Source organism: Sunxiuqinia sp. A32, from assembly GCF_052690465.1.
Genome location: NZ_JBQYLI010000004.1, coordinates 54,177 through 73,721 on the forward strand (window position 1 = coordinate 54,177; position 19,545 = coordinate 73,721).

Below are 19,545 nucleotides of genomic sequence, written 5' to 3' on the forward strand. Positions count from 1 at the left end.
GAAAAAAATCAACCATGGAAAGACACATTAACATTGTAGCTGCATTGCGCATTGGAGTCAGTATTTTAGGAATTATTATTGCGCTGATTGTATTCACTGTCTTAAATCTAGTTGGAAACTTCTCAGGTGATCCGCAAGCAAATATGATTCTATCAATCATTGCGAACGGGCTGGCTGTATTTTTTATCATCTTGTCGGTGCCGGGAATCATTGGTGGAATTGGCTTATTTCAACGAAAAGAGTGGGCTCGCATACTGGTATTGATCATCTCTGTTTTAGACTTATTCAATTTTCCAATTGGAACAGCCATTGGTGCCTATTCGATATGGGCTTTAGTGCAACCGGAAGTAGTTGCTCAATTTGGCAGTAAACAAACAGAAGAGGGCACGCTTGAATCCAAATAAAACCTTTCATATTATTATATACGGACGGGTTCAGGGGGTTGGATTCAGATACTTTGTGCGGCAAAAAGCAATGGAGCTTGAACTAACCGGATGGGTGAAAAATTGCCCCAACCGCACCGTCGAAATTGAAGCACAAGGTGACCAACAACAGCTGGAAACGTTCCTTGATTTTTTAAGAATTGGAAATGGATATAGTCGAACAGACAAACTAAACTACACAGAAGTTACCACATCAAAAACTCATCACTCATTTCAAGTAAAATATTGATGGCTGAAGAAAAAAATTACCACATGAATTCGGAGGAATTCCGGGAACAAGGCAAAATGCTTATTGATTGGATTGCCGATTATTATGAGCAAGTTGAAAAATACCCGGTATTATCACAAGTTAAACCCGGAGATATCCGAAATCAACTTCCAACCACCCCTCCAACAACAGGGGAGAGCTTCGACAAAATGATGAAAGATGTTGAGCAAATTATTATGCCCGGAATTACCCACTGGCAATCCCCTAATTTTTATGCTTACTTCCCTTCGAACACTTCTGCACCTTCGATATTGGGAGAAATTCTTTCGTCAGGATTAGGCGTACAGGGAATGCTTTGGGCAACCAGCCCCGCCTGCACGGAATTGGAAAGCCACGTTTTGGATTGGTTGGTAGACATGATGAATCTTCCCTCTCACTTTAAAACTACCGAAAAAGGAGGTGGAGTTATTCAGGATACAGCTTCTAATGCTGCTTTATGCGCCATCCTTGCCGCCCGCGAACAAAAGACCAATTTTGAAACCAATAAAACCGGGATTAATCAAAACCTAACTGCTTATATTTCTACGCAAACGCATTCTTCTGTCGAAAAAGGAATGAAGGTTGCCGGCCTGGGAACAGATAACTTACGAAAGATTGAAGTTGATGAAAACATGGCTATGATTCCTTCCAAGCTGGAAGCACAAGTCACACAAGATTTGGAAGATGGTTTTGTTCCCTTTTTTGTTTGCGCAACAATAGGCACCACCTCCTCCAATGCAGTAGATCCGGTGAAGGCTATTGGTGAAATCTGTGAAAAACACGAGCTTTGGCTGCATGTTGATGCTGCCATGTCAGGCACTGCAGCCCTTCTTCCTGAAAAAAAGAATTATTTTGAAGGACTGGAATTGGCTCAAAGCTATTCTTTCAACCCACACAAATGGATGTTCACGAATTTTGATTGCGATTGTTTTTACGTTTCAGACAAATCTACCTTAATCAACACACTCAGTATTTTGCCTGAGTATCTGAAAAACGAAGCTACCGAGAAAGGTGCAGTGATTGATTACCGGGACTGGCACGTGCAACTGGGACGCCGCTTCCGGGCACTTAAACTTTGGTTTGTAATTCGACATTATGGGCTTGAAGGGCTTCAATACCACATTCGCGAACACATCCGGTTGGGTGGATTATTTGCAAAATGGGTGGCTGAGTCTGAAAATTTTGAATTGATGGAAGCCCCGCGTTTTAACCTGGTTTTGTTTCGACATAACAAAGGGAATGAATTCAATAAAAAATTGTTGGATAACATCAACCAACGTGGAAAAATTTATTTGACCCACACCATCTTAAACGGAACATTCTGGCTAAGGATGAGTATTGGCCAGACTCAGACGCGAGAGAACCACATTGAAAAAGCATGGGAAATTATTCAGAATACATCGCAAGTTATTGACGAACTGGCTTCGTAGCATAAGGAACAGTGAAGTGAAAAGTGGCTCCGTTCCCGTATTCGGACTCCACCCAAATCTTGCCGCCCATAGAAGATAAAATCCCTCGAACGATTGCCAGTCCAAGCCCTGTGCCTCCCATTGGTTTTGATGTGGAGGATTTAACTTGTAAGAAACGCTCAAATATTCGGTTCTGGTCTTCTCGCTTAATCCCTAAACCAGTATCTGCAACCGTAAACATTAAATAAGAGTCTTTCAAAAATTCACAGCTAACCTCAATACTCCCCTTTTCAGTAAACTTAAAAGCATTATTCACCAGGTTAACCAGTATTTGTTTTACTTTCACCTGGTCAAAATAAATGACCTCCCGCTCATTTGGCAAACAACCAAATTTGAGTTCAACCTGGTCCTTTTTCAAACTTCGTTTGTATTCCTGAAAGAAGGCCTTTAAATCCGCAAACCATGTTGCAAGATCGCATTTCTCAAAGAAGACACTGATTTGTCCGGATTCAATTTTAGCAATATCCAACAGCCCGTCAATGATTTGCAATAAATCATCACAACGACTATTAATAATTTCGGTAAAATATTTTAGCTGTTCTTTATCGTCAAAAACTTCAGGTAACAACTCCGAAAACCCCATAATGGCATTCATAGGAGTTCTAATCTCATGGCTCATATTTTGCAAAAAAGCAGTTTTTAGCTTATCACTTTCTTCGGCTTTCTCTTTTGCTTTTAAAAGTTCATTCTCTGCTTTATGCTTTGTAGTTATATCCCTTGAAATACCTAAAACACCAATTAATTTACCTTCTGAATCATACATGGGTGTTTTAATTGTTTCCAGATATTCCTGGTGCCCATCACTGGCATAAGTAACCCACTCGTGGTTAGTCCTTGGTTCATTGGCGGCTATTGCCTCAGCATCTTTTTGCCGGAAGAAATTGGCTAAATCTTTCGCTACAAAATCATAATCAGTTTTTCCAACAATTTCAGATTCGGGTGCACCAAAGAAACTTTCAAATCGAGGATTACACCCAATATACACACCATTGAGATCTTTTAACCAGATCATATCCGGAATGGTACTAACCAAAGTTTTAAGTCGTAAACGTTCATCTTCCAAACGCAAAAGAGCTTCTTTCCTTTCAGTAATATCCTGGAAAATCCCTCTCAGACTAACTATGTTTCCATTCTCGTAAACAGGAAGGCCCTTAGTCCTCAGCCAGTTTTTTAAACCCAATGAACTTTCAATTTTCACATCCATTTCATAGGGAACTCCTGCTTCAATAGCCCGTTTTATTGCCTCCTTTACTTCCACCTGATCCTCTAATACATGTAAATCTATCCCCGTCTGAAAATCAATTTCCTCATGTGAGTTTATTCCTCTAAATGCTCCTACATCACTGGTCCAACGGACATTCCCCGTTGCTACATCAAGCTCCCATCCACTAATTTTAGCCACATTACCAATCAACTTCAACAATTCCTCTTTTTCTTTCAGCTCATTGATGGTATTCCTAAAATCTGTGATATCTATGATTAGTCCCTCTAAAGCAAGTAAACGCCCGTTCTCGAAAATTCCACATCCATTTTCCCACACCCATTTAATATCACCCTCGGAGGTTATAATTTTATACTCATCCTCAAAATACTCCTGATTCACTAAAGCTATTTGCCAATTGCTCCAAACATGCTCACGATGCTCCGGATGAATTATGGAGCTGAAAGATCTTTTGTGGTTATTAATAAAATCTGAAGGAGGATAGCCGGTTAGCTCTTTAATACCATTGCTAATAAACTCCATGGTCCAGTCACGATCATACTTACATCGATAAACCATACCACGAAGATTCTGAATCATCGTATTCAACGGATGATCGGCATCCAGCAACTCTCCCTTAAATGCACTATTAGTAGAAGATGATTTTTGACGATCAAGAAGTTCATTCGCTTCTTGCAATTTCCTGGTGAGCTTTTCAACCTCTTCCTCTAAACTTTTTATTCTTTCATTTTCCCCTGCCATCAGCCTGCTATAAAAAGTAAAAAATACTCCGTAACCCTCTCGTTATTAAATAACAAAATTGAATTCAAACATATACAAAATAAAAACAAACCAAGAATAAAAATACATGCCAAACAACCTATCCCACTCTGTAGGACTTATAAGTTTTTAAAGCCAATTCAGCTTCATCAAGCAATTGCTTTGAATAGAATTTTGAATGCGCATAATTAATGTACTTCAAAATCTTAAAGGCATTGAAATAATGAAAGAACCGTTTTTGAAAGGTCTTCGCTTGTGAACTGTTTTTCTTTATTTCCTGTAGTGCAGATATAAAATTATCTTCTAAAAGAAATTCACGAATTGGGTTATCAAGTGCATTCTGTAAGTCCTGACATTCGTCTAAGCTTGACTCAAAAAGTTTAGCTGCCAAATCAAAGAGACGTTTCAGGTCAACAAAACAATCAAAGCGATACGTATAGAGTAGACTATCATCTCCATCCATCCACTTTTGCAAAACAGGTCCAGTACCAAACGGCACCCGGCTTGAAATGCGCGCAGATGGATAAACACAGGTGGATATAATCTCACCAATTGTTCCCAGCTGACTTAGTTTATGCAGAAAGTAAAAATCTTCTCCAGCTTGTTTTCTGTTCATTCCACCTTGCCGAGTATAGGCATCAACACGAACAGCAAAAGCAGAACCAATAGTATAAATAGCGTGTGGATAACCTGCAAATGCCAAGGAATTTCGGTAATAGTGCAGATATCGCTCGTATAAGTGCATTCCTTCTTTCTGGCGTTCATTTGTCAGTTCGTCAATTCGATGTTTGAATGCAATGCATGCCCCCACTTGCTTAGGAGAGCTTAAAAAGTGCTTTTCCAGTTCAATAAAATAATTTGAAGCCACCAAGGTATCGGCATCCAACGATACGATGACTCCATTCGAGCGATCGTTTCGGGCAAATCGCCTGACTGCTTCATCCATTCCAACTTTTCGAGCCATGCCTGCACCAGCATGTTTTTTTATGAAAGGAGAGGGCTGGATTATGAATGTCTTAAAAAAAAGTTTCGGCTTTTTGCTAATCCAATCCTCAACCTGAATAACTGTTTCCTGATTTTGTTTCAACACTCGATCAGAGGCTTTTTCTCCTGAATTTACAACAAGTAATACTTCAACATCGCACTGGGGAGAATCGCAGAAAGCTAATGAGTCTAACGTCTTGATTAACTCTGGTTCATCATACACAGGAATAACCACAACCAAACCAAGATTCTCTGCAGGCACTTCCTTTACAAATTCAGGATAGGCAAGATTCCTTTCAATATAGCGGTTGGCAAAACTCATCGAGGAAAGTTAGGGATAAAAAAAATCCGGGCAAAACCCGGATTATCAATATCATCGAAAAACTAATTTCTATTTTTTAACAGCATAGCGAGCATTCAATGCTTCCAATACTTCTTTGGTAATGTTATTTGCGTCATTACCAATCAATACAGATGATGAATTCAAAATGTAATTGTATTTTTTATCTGCATTGTAAAGCTCAAGATAGTTCATCAAGCTATCAATCAACTGCTGATTATTTTTAGCTTGCATTTCACCAAGTTTACCGGAAAGTTCCTGATCAAGCTTTTGAATTTCCTGCTCTTCTCCAACTAATCGATCACGTTCCTGAACAGCACGTTGTTCTGATAAGAAACCTCCACGTTGTACTTTTTCCTGGAAAGCAGCAGCTTGCTCTTCAAACTTTCTTCTTTTGTCTGCATATTCCTTAGTATATGCTTCTTGATTTTTTGTAAACTCATCATGCAGCTCCTGCGCCAAATCATAATTTACCACCAATGAATCAACTTTAACATATGCAATACGGTAAGCAGAACTATTTTCTACTTTACCTGTTTCAACGCTTTCACCAGCTGTTTTCTTGTTTCCTGTAAAATGCAGTACATAAATAACAGCAACAGCAGCTAGTAATACCAGGTTTAAAATCAACGATGTGTTCTTCATAAATCTATTAATTCGATTAATCTGAGCCAAAAATATAAATTTATCATCATGTTTGCACCCCTTTTTATAATATTTTTCATTTTACTTTTCTAGCGACTCCCGAAAAACAAAACCTGCGTAAAATCATAATTTACCGCTGATAAACATCATTGAATGAATCCTACCCCTGTTCGTAATTTTAGCTAATTAAATAATATCAATTATAGGAAGTCACGTATGTTAAATAAAGCAATAGCAAATGTGCTTCCCCACATGCCGAAAAAACTAGTTTGGGTTTTTTCTAAGCGATACATTGCAGGGGAAACATTGGAAGATGGAATAAATGCAGCAAAAATGCTCAATAATGAAGGCATTGATGTGACAATCGATTTATTGGGAGAATTCATCACGAACCTTGCACAGGCTGAAGAAAATAAAAACAAATACCTTGAAATTATTGAACGGTTTTCCAATGAAAAGATTCAAGGAAATTTCTCTTTGAAGCCAACCATGTTTGGTTTGTTAGTTGATCAAAAGATATGCTATAACCTCATTCGCGAGATTGTAGCAAAGGCCGCTGATAAAGATAGCTTTGTACGGATTGACATGGAAGATTCACAATGTGTTGATCCTGAATTAGTGCTTTTCAGGAAACTGAAAAGTGAATTTTCCGGGCACGTTGGCCTAGTGGTTCAAGCTTATTTAAGGCGCACTTTGGATGATCTTACAAACTTAAATAATCTTCCTCCCAACGGACATCCACTAAACTTTAGACTTTGCAAGGGTATTTATATTGAACCTGCACATATTGCCTTTAAAGCATTCGAAGAAGTCCAATCTCATTTTCTGGAAGATCTGGAATTCATGTTTAAAAATAACATCTATACTGCTATTGCGACACATGATAAATACCTGGTTGACGAAGCATACAAGTTAATTGAAAAATATAAGGTTCCTAAAGACATGTACGAATTCCAGATGCTTTATGGAGTAACTCCGGAATTACGGAACTCGATTGTCGCGAACAATCATCGAATGAGGGTATATGTTCCTTTCGGAAATGAATGGTTTGGCTATTGTACACGCAGATTAAAGGAAAATCCGAAGATGGCCAGTCAAATTATAAAAGCTATATTCATTAGGGGTTAATTTAAGGGTTAATCACGGGGGAGATCATGATACTCCCCCTCCCCCTATTTTAATATAAAATCAATTCGTCCAGTTTGCGCTTAGGCACATGGTGCACCCCTTCTTCGTCTCTCCAATATTTGAAATCATCATCTTTTATATCTTCCAAAACTACTTTCTCGGCTGGTCTGCCAAGCGCCAGTACCTGAATTATTTCATATCGATCTTCCAGTGACAATATTTCGCGAAGTTTTGTGCGCTGTACCGATGCCATGATACAACCACCATACCCTGCTTCAACAGCTCCCAGCATTATACTTTGGGCAGCAATTCCATCGTCACAATAATAATTGTTCGAAATTTTGCTGTCATGAAGCATCACGATATATGCAGCAGGGCGTTCACCCTCCGCCGGGCCACCCCAACCTTTCAGAAATCCAGCCCAACTGACTAATGGAAAAATCTGAGAGCCAGTTTCTTCATCGGTTACCAAAATATATCTTAAAGATTGTGCATTCCGACCACTGGCCGAAAATCGTGCCAATTCAACCCATTCCGTCAACTGCTCGCGACTTATTCTATCTGATTGAAAGAACCGCCGATAACTTCTATTTTTAATAATTAAGTCTCTTATCATAACAATAAATTGATAGTTATTTTTTTGAGTTGTTAAGTTAAAGAAGTTTTCAAAAAAAGGAGCCTGAAAGTTAACAGAAAAGAGTATTTTTATAAATTCAAAAGGATAAGGGAGATTATACCGAATTGACCAAACTAAATGACGTATAATGTTAAGTTCTCCACTTATCCTTTTCCTTTTAAACGCTATTCTTAGATAATTAGTATAAAAATTTCAAAAAAGAATGTTGGGTAAAATTCGCTTTCTTTCGTATGTTTGCATACCAGAACAGCACACTTTAAATCACCATATTGATGAGCAAATTTCACTTTAAAATAGACCCACTTTCCAACCAACTTAAATTTCAGCAACTTATCGATTCCATTACCGATGCAATCAGCCGAAATTTGCTACAGGTTGGAGATATATTGCCATCGGTGAACCAGCTTTGCAAAGAAAGTTCCCTATCTCGTGACACTGTTTTTAAGGCATATTCCGAGTTAAAAGACCGTGGCATTATTGAATCGGTGCCGAACAAAGGTTACTTCATTGCAAAAGCCACAACAAAAGTTTTTCTGTTCCTGGATACATTTAAAGCATACAAAGAGGTACTATACGGATCATTTCTTGAAAATCTTCCTGATAATATTACGGTAGATTTACATTTTCATCATTACAACATCAATGTATTTGAGACAATTATAAAGGAAAGCCTTGGCAAATACACGAAATACATTGTGATGAATTTCGATCATCCGAAAGTGACTGAAATCATCGAAAAGATTCCTTCGGATAAATTACTGGTGATCGACTGGAACATTCATGCCTCTGAAAACAGTTCAACAATTTTTCAGGACTTTGGGTCAAGCCTTTTTGACAGTCTGGCCGAGAACATTGACTTAATTCGCAAATACGAACGAGTCATTTATTTGTATCCGGAATTCACTTATCATCCGAAAGAATCAATTAACTATTTTAAAAAATTCACCAAGCAGTTCAAATTAACCAGCGAAGTACTATTGAAAGTAAAAAGTCTGCAAGTTCAAAAAGGTGATTTGTATTTACTGGTTAGTGATCGGACGCTTGCCCGTGTATTGGATCAATGTGATACTAAGAAGCTGTCAATTGGTAAAGATGTTGGCGTGATTTCATACAATGAAACACCGATGAAAAAGTACGTAAAAGAAGGCATCACGGTGATTTCTACCGACTTTGAATTAATGGGAAGAAAGGCCGCAGAATTTGTCACCAGTGGGCAACCAATCAAGCTTCAAATACCGACACATTTAAAAGTCAGAAACTCATTATAGGTTTTATGCTATAGAACACATTTCCGTGTTTTGTTATCGAAATTTATACCTCTATTTTTGCATATAGAACATACCAGAACAGAACGGATTGATTTCTGAAAATTCTTAAACCAAATAATATGTACCTATTAGGCTTCGATATCGGCAGTTCATCTGTCAAAGTTTCTCTCATCGCAGGTGAAACAGGTGAATGTATTTCTTCGTCATTTTACCCAAAACAGGAAATGAAAATCACAGCCAAGCAGGCAGGTTGGGCCGAACAAGAGCCCGAGCAATGGTGGCAAAACCTTAAGCTTGCCTTATCGGATGTACTTAATGAATCCAAAGTTGATCCTAAGAAAATCGATTCAATCGGTATTTCTTATCAAATGCATGGGCTGGTAATGGTCGATAAAGAACAGCAAGTTATTCGCCCATCCATTATATGGTGCGACAGCCGGGCTGCTGCGATCGGCGAAAAAGCCATTCTGGAAATTGGTGAAGAAAAATGTTTGCAAAACTTATTGAACTCTCCGGGAAATTTCACTGCTTCAAAGCTAAAGTGGGTGAAAGAAAATGAACCGGACTTGTATGCAAGAGTCCACAAAATAATGCTCCCTGGTGACTACATTGCCATGAAATTGAGCGGTGATATTAAAACCACAGCTAGTGGTTTATCAGAAGGAATTCTATGGAATTTCAATGAAAATAAGGTAGCAGACATGTTACTTGACTATTACGGATTTGATGCTTCTTTCATACCTGAAATTGTTCCAACCTTTTCGGTACAAGGTGAAGTTTCCGAAGCTGCGGCAAAAGAACTTGGATTGGCAAAAGGCATCAAGATAAGTTATCGCGCCGGAGACCAGCCAAATAATGCACTTTCATTGAATGTATTGAATCCAGGTGAGATTGCAACGACTGCCGGTACTTCCGGGGTTGTGTATGGCGTGAGTGATGAAATTAAATACGATCCAAAATCTCGGGTAAATACATTTGCACATGTAAACCACACTTTTGATGCCAACCGTTTGGGCGTGTTGCTTTGCATTAATGGAACCGGCATCCTGAATTCCTGGCTAAATAAAAACGCAGGTAATGGACAAATCTCCTATGAAGAAATGAACCAACTTGCATCTGAGATTCCAATTGGCTCTGACGGACTTAGCATCCTACCGTTTGGAAATGGTGCAGAAAGGGTACTTGAAAATAAAAATCCGGGCTCCACTTTTGCGGGGCTAAATTTCAACATTCATAATAAAGCACACCTCTTCCGTGCAGCACAAGAAGGAATTGTTTTCTCATTCAAATATGGCATGGATATTATGTCGACCATTGGAATTGAAGCAAAGGTTATTCGTGCAGGGAAAGCAAATATGTTCCTCAGCCCAATTTTCAGAGAAACGCTGGCTGGAATTACCGGAGCAACCATTGAATTGTACAATACCGATGGTTCCGTTGGTGCTGCACGTGGGGCCGGAATTGGTTCGGGATATTATCAATCGCCTTCTGAAGCATTCTCCAATCTGAAAAAACTGGAAACTATTGAGCCCAAACAAGCGGATAAAGCAGCTTTGGAAGCAGCATATGACAATTGGAAAAAAGAACTTGAACGAGTTAAATAAGCTTTGAACGATTTAAAATAATTGATTACTAAAATAAAATAACATGACTGTATTTAAAGGAAATAAAGAGTACTTTCCGGGAATTGATAAAATCAAATTTGAAGGACCGGATTCAAAAAATCCACTTGCATTTAAATGGTATGACGAGAATCGTGTGGTAGGTGGAAAAACCATGAAAGAATATTTGCGTTTTGCAGTGGCATACTGGCATACCTTCTGCGGTGATGGTGGTGATCCTTTTGGCCCGGGAACTCAAATTTTCCCATGGATTGGTGCTTCAGATCCAATGGATGCTGCCAAAGAAAAAATGGATGCTGCTTTTGAATTCATCACTAAAATTGGTGCTTCCTACTATTGTTTCCATGATACAGATGTTGTAGGCGACGGTTCAGTTTTCGAGATTGAACAGCGAATGGCAAAAATGATTGACTTCGCTAAAGAAAGACAAGATGCTACAGGCGTAAAATTACTTTGGGGAACTGCAAACGTTTTCTCAAATCCACGCTATATGAATGGTGCATCAACCAATCCTGATTTTAATGTAGTTGCAAATGCTGCCGTTCAGGTGAAAAACGCCATTGACGCAACCATCGCATTGGGTGGTACCGGTTATGTTTTCTGGGGAGGGCGTGAAGGCTACATGAGCCTGTTGAACACAGACACAAAGAAAGAATTGGCACACCTTGGACAATTCCTGAATATGGCTAAAGACTACGGTCGCAAGCAAGGCTTTAAAGGAACCTTCCTGATTGAACCAAAACCAATGGAGCCAACCAAACACCAATATGATTTTGACACACAAACTGTTTTGGGCTTCCTTGCTAAAAACGGACTGTCAGATGATTTCAAAATGAATATTGAAGTGAACCATGCGACATTGGCCGGTCATACGTTCGCTCACGAATTGAGAATGGCTGCCGATGTCGGTATGTTGGGTTCAATTGATGCAAACAAAGGAGATTACCAAAACGGATGGGACACTGACGAATTCCCAACCAACATTTACGAAACGACTGAAGCGATGTTGGAAATTATCAGCGCAGGTGGTTTCACAGATGGTGGTATCAATTTCGATGCAAAAACACGACGTAATTCAACAGACCTTGATGATATTTTTATCTCGCACATTTCTGGCATGGACACATTTGCCCGTTCATTGGTCATTGCTGACAAGATTTTGAAAGAATCAGATTACCTAAAAATCAGAAAAGAGCGCTATGCTTCATTCGATTCAGGTAAAGGTGCTGAATTTGATGCTGGAAAACTTAGCCTTGAAGATTTGCATGCAATAGCTAAAGAAGTGGGCGAACCAAAACAAATTAGCGGCAAACAAGAAATGATGGAGCAATTAATCAACTGCTACATCTAATCACTATGAAAGGTCAAAACTCACTATACATTCTTGCCATCACCTTGGTGGCAACCTTAGGAGGTTTGCTTTTTGGATATGACACAGCTGTGATATCCGGAGCAGAGAAATCTGTTCAAGCCTATCTAATCAACGGACTCGGACTAAGCTCGTGGGCGCATGGAGCAACCATTTCCAGCGCACTTATTGGATGTATTATTGGTGGTGGATTATCAGGACTGTTGGCAAAAAACCTGGGACGTAAAAAATCCCTGATGGTCGCTGCCTTCCTGTTCTTTTTGTCAGCACTCGGATCGGGTCAGCCTGAATTTTTATTCTTCACCAAAGGCGAACCTACCATGGGATTGTTGTACATGTTCAACTTTTACCGCGTAATTGGTGGTATTGGCGTAGGACTTGCTTCAGCAGTTTGCCCCATGTACATTGGTGAAATTGCACCTGCCGACATTCGTGGCCGATTGGTTTCTATTAACCAGTTCGCCATCATTTTCGGAATGCTGGTGGTTTACTTTGTGAATTGGGGAATTGCCAACGGACAATCCTTGGAATGGATCAATACGGTTGGCTGGAGAAGAATGTTTACCTCGGAAGCAATTCCTGCCGGAATCTTTGGAGTATTATTATTTTTTGTTCCTGAAACACCACGCTACCTGGCATTGAATCATCAGGATGAAAAAGCACTGAGCATTCTTGCCCGAATTAATGGGAAGGAGATGGCACAAAGTATCTTAAATGATATTAAAAGTACCGTTGAAAAATCTTCGGCTAAATTGTTTGCCTATGGAAAGATCGTTATCATCATTGGTATTTTACTTTCCGTTTTCCAGCAATTTGTAGGGATTAACGTGGCTCTTTATTATGCACCTCGTATTTTCGAAAGTATGGGTGCCGAAAAAGATGCTTCCATGATGCAAACAGTAGTGATGGGATTGGTGAATGTGATTTTCACGGTGGTTGCAATCGCAACAGTGGACAAGTGGGGACGCAAGCCTCTATTGATGGTTGGTTCTATCGGGATGGCTATTGGTATGTTTGCAATCGGCACACTGGCATTTATGAAAGTGATTGGAATCAGCACGCTGGTTTTCATCATTATCTACACAGCTTCATTCATGATGTCTTGGGGACCAATTACCTGGGTGTTGATTTCAGAAATTTTCCCAAATAAAATCAGGGGACGTGCAGTGGCAATTGCCGTTGCAGCGCAGTGGGCTGCCAACTACTTCATTTCGTCAACCTACCCGGCCATGATGGAATTTAGTGGAGGGATGACCTATTGTTTCTATGGCTTGATGAGTGTGCTTTCTTTCATCTTTGTTTGGAAGATGGTTCCGGAAACGAAAGGAAAAACACTCGAAGAAATGGAAGATTTAATCAGTTCAAAAAAATAAATCACATTAACTTATTGCTATTCATTAGTTGGAAGAGCAATGCTCGCAAATGGCAAAGGGGGCTGTAAGCCCCCTTTTTCCTTTCTTAACCTGCTTCGCTTTCTACTTGGCAGGTTCCCAAAAGCAACGAACCGGGGAAACGATCTTCCCTTCTTTTTTCAATTCTTTCATTGCTTTATCCACCTCTTTCTTTTCCAATCCTGAAGCCTCCGCAATCTCGCCAGCTTTCAGCGGTTTTCCGGCACTCGCCAGTGCCTGTAATACTTTTTCTGCACTCATTTTTTCTCTTTTATAGTTACAATCGTCATCCTGTCAATCAACTGACGGATCAGTATCTTATTCCGTAGGAAATTCTGAAGCAAGATTTTCAGAACACTCAATAATATTAATTCTTTCAGACTTTCAGCCTGATTTTCTCACTTCGTTCATTTATACCCGGGACGATGTCCCTGGCTGTGTTCTTTAAGGCTTTCAGCCTTATTTGTTTCCTACTTGAAAAGGCTGCAAGCCTTCAACATCAAAACCCAATGCACCGCGTTGGGTTAATACCCGGTCTTCTAGAACTTCAGCCTGAAGGGCTGAAAGAACGTGCTGTCACCCAGTCATTATAGCCATTCAAAAATGGGTGAGATCTTGGTACGACAATACAGTTAGAGTTCCTATTAAAATCGCTCTGAAACAACTTTCCAATCCAATACCTTCCAGAAATCTTCGATGTACTTTGGACGGGCATTTTGCTTGTCCAGATAATAAGCATGCTCCCACACGTCGCAGGTCATCAATGGAGTAAGTCCATCGCGCATCGGATTGGCTGCATTACTCGTTTGCACAATGCTCAATTTTCCGGCTGCATCTTTCACCAGCCAGGCCCAGCCCGATCCAAATAAAGTAGCAGCAGCTTTGCTAAATGCCTCTTTAAAGGCATCAACCGATCCCCATTCTGCTTCAATAGCTGCCTTCAATGCATCTTTTGGGTCTTCGCAACCATCAGCAGAAAACTGCATGAAATAAAACGTGTGGTTCCAAACCTGTGCACCATTATTAAATATACCGCCTTCTGCTTCTTTCACGATTGTTTCCAAATCTGCTTTTTCAAAAGGAGTTCCAACAATTAAGTTGTTTAGATTATTTACATAAGCCTGGTGGTGTTTCCCATAGTGAAAATCGAGTGTCTTTTCACTGATGTATGGCTCTAATGCATTTTTTGCGTAGGGCAACGCAGGTAATTCAAATGACATAATTTCTTAATTTAAAAGTTAGACTTTTGGTTGTTTTTTGTTTTCCTAAACATGAAGAAAACCTAAAAAGTTTGAAGAAAAAACATAATAAAGGCTATTTAAAATAGTTCCAAATAGGGAAGGACACAGGAGGTTGGAAAACAGGAACGAGGATTACCCAAGGGCTAGCAACCGAAAAGCATTCGGCAATGACAAAAAGCCGCTCGGCCTCCAATTAAAGGCAATAGGCAGCGGCCAAATACTGCTAAGCAACACAAAAGTGACATTCGGCAGCGACCGAAAGGCACCCGGCGGCAACTAACTGGCGTTGGGATCCGACAAAATATAGTTAAGCAACATAGAAAAGGCGTTCGGCAACGACCGAAAGGCTCTCGGTAGTAACCAAGTACCTATCGGCAGTGACAAAATATAGCTAAGCAACATGTTTTGGGATAGTGTTCATTAAACTGTGTCGAACAAATGATTAGAACGGCAGACAAATAGATAACATAACCCTATTTATTAAACGATTTTAGTAAATTGCAAATTATCAATAATTGTTGCCTAAAATATATTAGTTACAAAAGGTATACATATCACTCCAAAATCATCGATATTAGATAATAAAAGTTGATATATAAACTAGTTATGCCCAATGTTGAAAAAACAAACTAACCAATATGAAAGATGAAGAACAGAAATATTTAGGATACCTAAAATATTACGGCAATAAAGTCGATGATGGATTTCTTGACGCAAAAAAAGCTGCGAGTGCTTTGATTGGCTTCGATGAAATATTAAGATATTTTATCTATCAAGAAAGTTCTTCGTTTCAGGATATTGATTTTGAAATTCCTGTAAAAATAGAAAAGGGAAGTTGGCTTGCTTACATTCCAGATACTATTCAAGAATGGTTGGTTGCAGGGGGTGGTCTAGCAACGACTGCTTATTTAACAACTGCTGCAAAGAAAATGGCAGAAAATGATTTTAAAGAAATAGGATTTAAAACAATATTTAAAAAAGCATTTCAGTCAATTTGTTGGGTAATAAAGCTTACCAGCCATTTAAAAACAACAAAGAAAGAAAAATTTGAAAATCTCAAATTTAGAAACAATAACACTGAAGTTGGGATTTTAAATGAAGAAGGTGAGCTATTATATGTTCCAGTAGAAACCTTAGAACTATATAAAAAATGCCCTGATTCACTGTTTTCAAATGTTGCCCAGATTATTGAAGAAGATAGGGAAATGGAAATTGGACTTCAAGATTCTACTGAAATTAAAGCAGGTATTAAGTATTCCGAGAAAAACATATTTTACGTAGACGAAGATGAAGAAGACGAAATTGTTTTACCTGAACTAATTCACGGACAACATGTAGAACTCGAAGGTCACACTACGAGGGGAAATGAAAAAACCAATACTCTTGGATTTTTATACCAAGACCATGTATTGACATGTAAACCACAAAAAGGAAGCATTGTTTCTCACAAAATTAACCTTTTCGATAATTGCTTAATTAAGGGAGTCGTTGACAGACTTGATAAATTTGGAAATTTCAAAGAGAAAAAACCTCGAATAATATTTTCTGAATTAATTAAAATAAATCCTTTTGACCCGCAGCAAAAACTGTTTAAAAATGAATAATATATTCAAAATATTCTTAGGGATTTTCTTAGTTGTATATGGACTTTATTCCATTTATGGCGGGATAAGAGGAAAATCATTAAGAGGAGTAATGGCTCCTGGAGACACTTATCTAAGCAGAAAATTTCTTGGGGAAAAAGGGAGCAATATATTTTGGAACTTATTTTGGGGAACAGCGGAACTTGTTTTTGGAATTTTAATACTTCTTGGAAAATTTGACTAAAAATGAATAAAACACTGGGCATAACAAATTGTAAATTGCATTGCGGGGTTCGTGCGGTGTCGTTCGCCGGATTCTCGTTTCGCAGTTCCGTCCTATCGGACAGGAACGCTCTTCGAAATCCGCAACGACAACTTACAAGTGACCGTCAGACTGTCTAAAAACCTTTTTGTAAAAGGAATTTATTCAGACTGTAGTTTGTAATTTGAAACAGATATTGAAACGTCAGACCGTTAAAAATAGTTATTAGACAGACTGCCGTTGTGCGGCATACAAAAAAATACTCCAAGCTTTAAGTTGAGGCTAATATAAAAGAATACGTATTTTTATAAAAAAAAGAATAAAAGAAACTATGGCCAACAAAGAATATAAAAAAGGAGAAATTTATTCACATCAAGAATATATCGAACTTTCTATAATCGAAATGAGGAAGTCAAAATCCGAACATAGTGATAAAACAGATCCAAAAGTCGGAGCTGTTCTTGTTGATCCAGAAGGTAGACTTGTTGAAACAGCTCATAGAGGGGAAATTAGAAGTGGTGACCATGCTGAATATTCTATTTTTAGCAAAAAGCTAAGAGCTAAAGATGTTTCAGGATATACACTTTACACTACATTAGAACCTTGTGTAGAAAGGAATCATCCAAAGATGGGGTGCAGTTTTCATACAATAGATGCAAGAATTGCAAAAGTATTTATTGGACATAAAGATCCAGATCCGACTGTTGCCGGAGATGGTGTTTATTTGTTAGAAAAAGCGAAAATTGCAGTAGATTTTTATGACAAAAAGTATAGCGATATTATAGCTAAAGAAAATGAACAATTTTTTAAAGAAGCACGCCAACGAGCTAAAGAAGCAAATGATAGGGAAATTACACCTTCCCTTACTCCCTTTCAAAAAGAACTGACAAATTTCGAAATAACTGATTTTTCAGAAGAAGCCCAAAGGGTAATGATAGAAAGAATGGGATTGAAATTCAAAATGGGAACTGATGCTTATAATACATTTCTTTACAAACTAAGCCTTATAAAAGTTAAAGAAAAAACTAATACAGCAAAACCAACTGGATTAGGACTTCTACTTTTAGGTAAAGAACCTGAATTAGAATTTCCACAAGCTCGACTTAAATTTACCATACGTACTCAAGGTCAAGATCCAATTATTAAAGATTTTAATGGCCCATTAGTATTATTACCTGACAAAATAGAAGAATATTTAGAAGTTGTATTTCCTAAACATGTTACTAGAACAAACTTTCCTCGGGATGAAAAACGTGACATTCCTTATCGTGCGTTACTTGAAGTCATTATGAATGCCATTGTGCATAGGGATTATACCTTAAATCCTAAAATTATGATTGATGTCGATGATAATAAGGTAGTTGTTTCTAGTCCGGGGATTCCTTTAGCGCCTATTGAAAAGTTTAGAACTTTTAGTGTTGCTTCAAATAGTCGTAACCCTAAGATTGCTTTTATCCTTTTTGAGATGGGATTAGTTGAAGAAAGAGGCTTTGGTATGGAGGAACTCTCTAAACTGGAAAAAAATGGTTTTCAAAAGCCAACTTTTGAATTAGATAATAATGTTCTTAAAACAACTTTATTTAGAGGTTCAAGTTCTACCATTACCACCGATGTGAAAGATTTAAAAGGATTAAAAGAACTATTAGAACACAAAACTCTCACATCAGCTAAATATGTTGAACTTACTGGTGTTTCTGAAAGAACAGCTCGTAGACATTTAAATGATTTGGTGAAGGCAGGAAAAGCACAAAAATCAGGAGATGGGCCAGCTACAGAGTATCTTCTGATTGAATGAAAATATTTTTCCGGCCAAAAAAAATGGCCGGATTGACCGGATGATGGCCGGAAAAAGAGTTCTATACTTTCCGGCCAAAAAAAATGGCCGGATTGGCCGGATGCATAGTTTAAATAGAAAGTTAAAAAAACACTAAAAGTACGACCGCACAACAATGTGTATAAATCATTGGGCAGATAGTGCAAATTTCAAAGGAGTTACATTTAATAAAAAATTTAGCGGTTTGACAGGAAAGTGCTTCGAGACGCCCAACGCTTCATACACTAACCGTTAGCATTAACATTTTAAAATGAGGAAACAAACGCTCATAATATTATTCTTAATCTTCACTTATAATTTAGACTGTTTCAGTCAAGACGCAGTTGATTATCAAAAATTACTTATTGAGGCAGAAAAATTGGGAGAAGACAATGAATATGGACAACTTTCGAAAGCGATGATTTATCAAAACATTAAAAAATATGACTCGGCTTTAATATGTTATAACAAAGCCATTTCTCTGAGAGAAAGTCATTCAAAGGCAGACAATGAGAATAAAATAGTTTTGACATTTAATACACAAATGAACACAGGAAGTGATGACCTTTTTGCTAATGGAATGATTTACTATTATACTGCGGTAGTTTGTCATGAACTAGGAAAGCTTGATAGTGCAATTATTAATTATAAAAAAATAACCTCTGTCGACCGCAATTTTGGCGATGCATATTATCAACTAGCTCTAGTTTACTTCGACAAAGAACAATATAATTTAGCTCTCGAAGAATTAAATAAAGCGGTTAAAATAAATCCAAATGACAAACTAAATCTTTTGAACCGAGCATACGCAAATATGCAATTGGATAATAATGACAGTGCTTTAATTGATATTAAGAAATCACTTACTATTGACCCAAACGAACCATACTCATATAAAATGCTTGGCGACATTTATCTTGCAAAAGGAGATACAATAAATGCATGTTTACAGTGGGGAAGGGCAAAAGATTTGAATTTGGAGATTGAGGAATATTTAAAATGTAAATGCGAAACAATAAAAAACTAATGCTAACAAATTGTAATATGGCAGGCGGGGGTTTTAGCGGTCTGACAAGTCAGACCTTCTGCTCAAGATTAATTATAAGACATACAACATTGATT

18 protein-coding genes are annotated in these 19,545 nt (G+C 38.2%); 12 read left to right on the forward strand and 6 right to left on the reverse strand.

What is annotated here, in order from left to right:
- Positions 1-14: 14 nt before the first annotated feature.
- From ACUNWD_RS05010 to ACUNWD_RS05020, 3 genes are read left to right on the forward strand one after another with little or no spacing between them, the layout of a single operon-like run.
- On the forward strand, positions 15-404 hold the full coding sequence (locus tag ACUNWD_RS05010) for a hypothetical protein (protein WP_445586682.1): 390 nt from the start codon (positions 15-17) through the stop codon (positions 402-404).
- On the forward strand, positions 391-672 hold the full coding sequence (locus ACUNWD_RS05015) for an acylphosphatase (protein WP_445586683.1): 282 nt from the start codon (positions 391-393) through the stop codon (positions 670-672). The genes ACUNWD_RS05010 and ACUNWD_RS05015 overlap by 14 nt, the downstream gene beginning before the upstream one ends.
- A complete protein-coding gene (locus tag ACUNWD_RS05020) occupies positions 672-2,120 on the forward strand; it encodes a pyridoxal-dependent decarboxylase (RefSeq protein ID WP_445586684.1) in 1,449 nt (482 codons plus the stop codon). The genes ACUNWD_RS05015 and ACUNWD_RS05020 overlap by 1 nt, the downstream gene beginning before the upstream one ends.
- Here ACUNWD_RS05020 and ACUNWD_RS05025 read toward each other — a convergent pair.
- The 3 genes from ACUNWD_RS05025 to ACUNWD_RS05035 all read right to left on the reverse strand — a co-directional run bounded on the left by ACUNWD_RS05025 (position 2,098) and on the right by ACUNWD_RS05035 (position 6,109).
- Positions 2,098-4,122, reverse strand: coding sequence for a PAS domain-containing sensor histidine kinase (locus ACUNWD_RS05025; protein ID WP_445586685.1), 2,025 nt, complete (start codon positions 4,120-4,122; stop codon positions 2,098-2,100). The genes ACUNWD_RS05020 and ACUNWD_RS05025 overlap by 23 nt on opposite strands.
- Positions 4,123-4,240: 118 nt before the next feature.
- Positions 4,241-5,446 (reverse strand): glycosyltransferase, encoded by a 1,206-nt coding sequence (locus ACUNWD_RS05030; RefSeq protein WP_445586686.1) that lies wholly within the window; start codon positions 5,444-5,446, stop codon positions 4,241-4,243.
- Positions 5,447-5,515: 69 nt separating this feature from the next.
- Entirely contained in the window at positions 5,516-6,109 is a 594-nt protein-coding gene (locus ACUNWD_RS05035) for an OmpH family outer membrane protein (protein WP_445586687.1), read from the reverse strand.
- A gap of 252 nt (positions 6,110-6,361) precedes the next feature.
- On the opposite strand from ACUNWD_RS05035, the gene ACUNWD_RS05040 reads away from it, so the two are divergent.
- A complete protein-coding gene (locus ACUNWD_RS05040) occupies positions 6,362-7,237 on the forward strand; it encodes a proline dehydrogenase family protein (protein WP_445586688.1) in 876 nt (291 codons plus the stop codon).
- A 49-nt stretch (positions 7,238-7,286) separates the two neighbouring features.
- Here the strand turns inward: ACUNWD_RS05040 and ACUNWD_RS05045 are convergent, their stop codons facing one another.
- The gene (locus tag ACUNWD_RS05045; protein ID WP_445586689.1) at positions 7,287-7,853 is read right to left on the reverse strand and encodes a nitroreductase family protein; all 567 of its coding nucleotides are present in this window, start codon (positions 7,851-7,853) and stop codon (positions 7,287-7,289) included.
- A 293-nt stretch (positions 7,854-8,146) separates the two neighbouring features.
- On the opposite strand from ACUNWD_RS05045, the gene ACUNWD_RS05050 reads away from it, so the two are divergent.
- From ACUNWD_RS05050 to xylE, 4 genes are all read left to right on the forward strand, one after another.
- A complete protein-coding gene (locus ACUNWD_RS05050; protein WP_445586690.1) occupies positions 8,147-9,142 on the forward strand; it encodes a GntR family transcriptional regulator in 996 nt (331 codons plus the stop codon).
- Between the two features lie 119 nt (positions 9,143-9,261).
- Complete coding sequence (locus ACUNWD_RS05055; RefSeq protein WP_445586691.1) at positions 9,262-10,746, forward strand: xylulokinase; 1,485 nt, start codon at positions 9,262-9,264, stop codon at positions 10,744-10,746.
- Positions 10,747-10,789: 43 nt separating this feature from the next.
- Positions 10,790-12,115, forward strand: a complete 1,326-nt coding sequence (gene xylA / locus ACUNWD_RS05060; RefSeq protein ID WP_445586692.1) for a xylose isomerase — start codon at positions 10,790-10,792, stop codon at positions 12,113-12,115.
- 5 nt (positions 12,116-12,120) lie between these two features.
- Positions 12,121-13,506: a D-xylose transporter XylE gene (xylE, locus tag ACUNWD_RS05065; RefSeq protein ID WP_445586693.1), complete on the forward strand. Its 1,386-nt coding sequence runs from the start codon at positions 12,121-12,123 to the stop codon at positions 13,504-13,506.
- A gap of 102 nt (positions 13,507-13,608) precedes the next feature.
- Here the strand turns inward: xylE and ACUNWD_RS05070 are convergent, their stop codons facing one another.
- Entirely contained in the window at positions 13,609-13,785 is a 177-nt protein-coding gene (locus tag ACUNWD_RS05070) for a hypothetical protein (protein WP_445586694.1), read from the reverse strand.
- A gap of 383 nt (positions 13,786-14,168) precedes the next feature.
- A complete protein-coding gene (locus tag ACUNWD_RS05075; protein ID WP_445586695.1) occupies positions 14,169-14,744 on the reverse strand; it encodes a superoxide dismutase in 576 nt (191 codons plus the stop codon).
- A gap of 659 nt (positions 14,745-15,403) precedes the next feature.
- Here ACUNWD_RS05075 and ACUNWD_RS05080 point away from each other — a divergent pair.
- The 4 genes from ACUNWD_RS05080 (at position 15,404) to ACUNWD_RS05095 (ending at position 19,450) form a co-directional block, all read left to right on the forward strand.
- Positions 15,404-16,369, forward strand: a complete 966-nt coding sequence (locus ACUNWD_RS05080) for a hypothetical protein (protein ID WP_321344497.1) — start codon at positions 15,404-15,406, stop codon at positions 16,367-16,369.
- Positions 16,362-16,592: a hypothetical protein gene (locus ACUNWD_RS05085; protein WP_445586696.1), complete on the forward strand. Its 231-nt coding sequence runs from the start codon at positions 16,362-16,364 to the stop codon at positions 16,590-16,592. The genes ACUNWD_RS05080 and ACUNWD_RS05085 overlap by 8 nt, the downstream gene beginning before the upstream one ends.
- A gap of 349 nt (positions 16,593-16,941) precedes the next feature.
- A complete protein-coding gene (locus tag ACUNWD_RS05090; protein ID WP_445586697.1) occupies positions 16,942-18,405 on the forward strand; it encodes an ATP-binding protein in 1,464 nt (487 codons plus the stop codon).
- A gap of 289 nt (positions 18,406-18,694) precedes the next feature.
- On the forward strand, positions 18,695-19,450 hold the full coding sequence (locus ACUNWD_RS05095) for a tetratricopeptide repeat protein (RefSeq protein ID WP_445586698.1): 756 nt from the start codon (positions 18,695-18,697) through the stop codon (positions 19,448-19,450).
- Positions 19,451-19,545 lie beyond the last annotated feature (95 nt).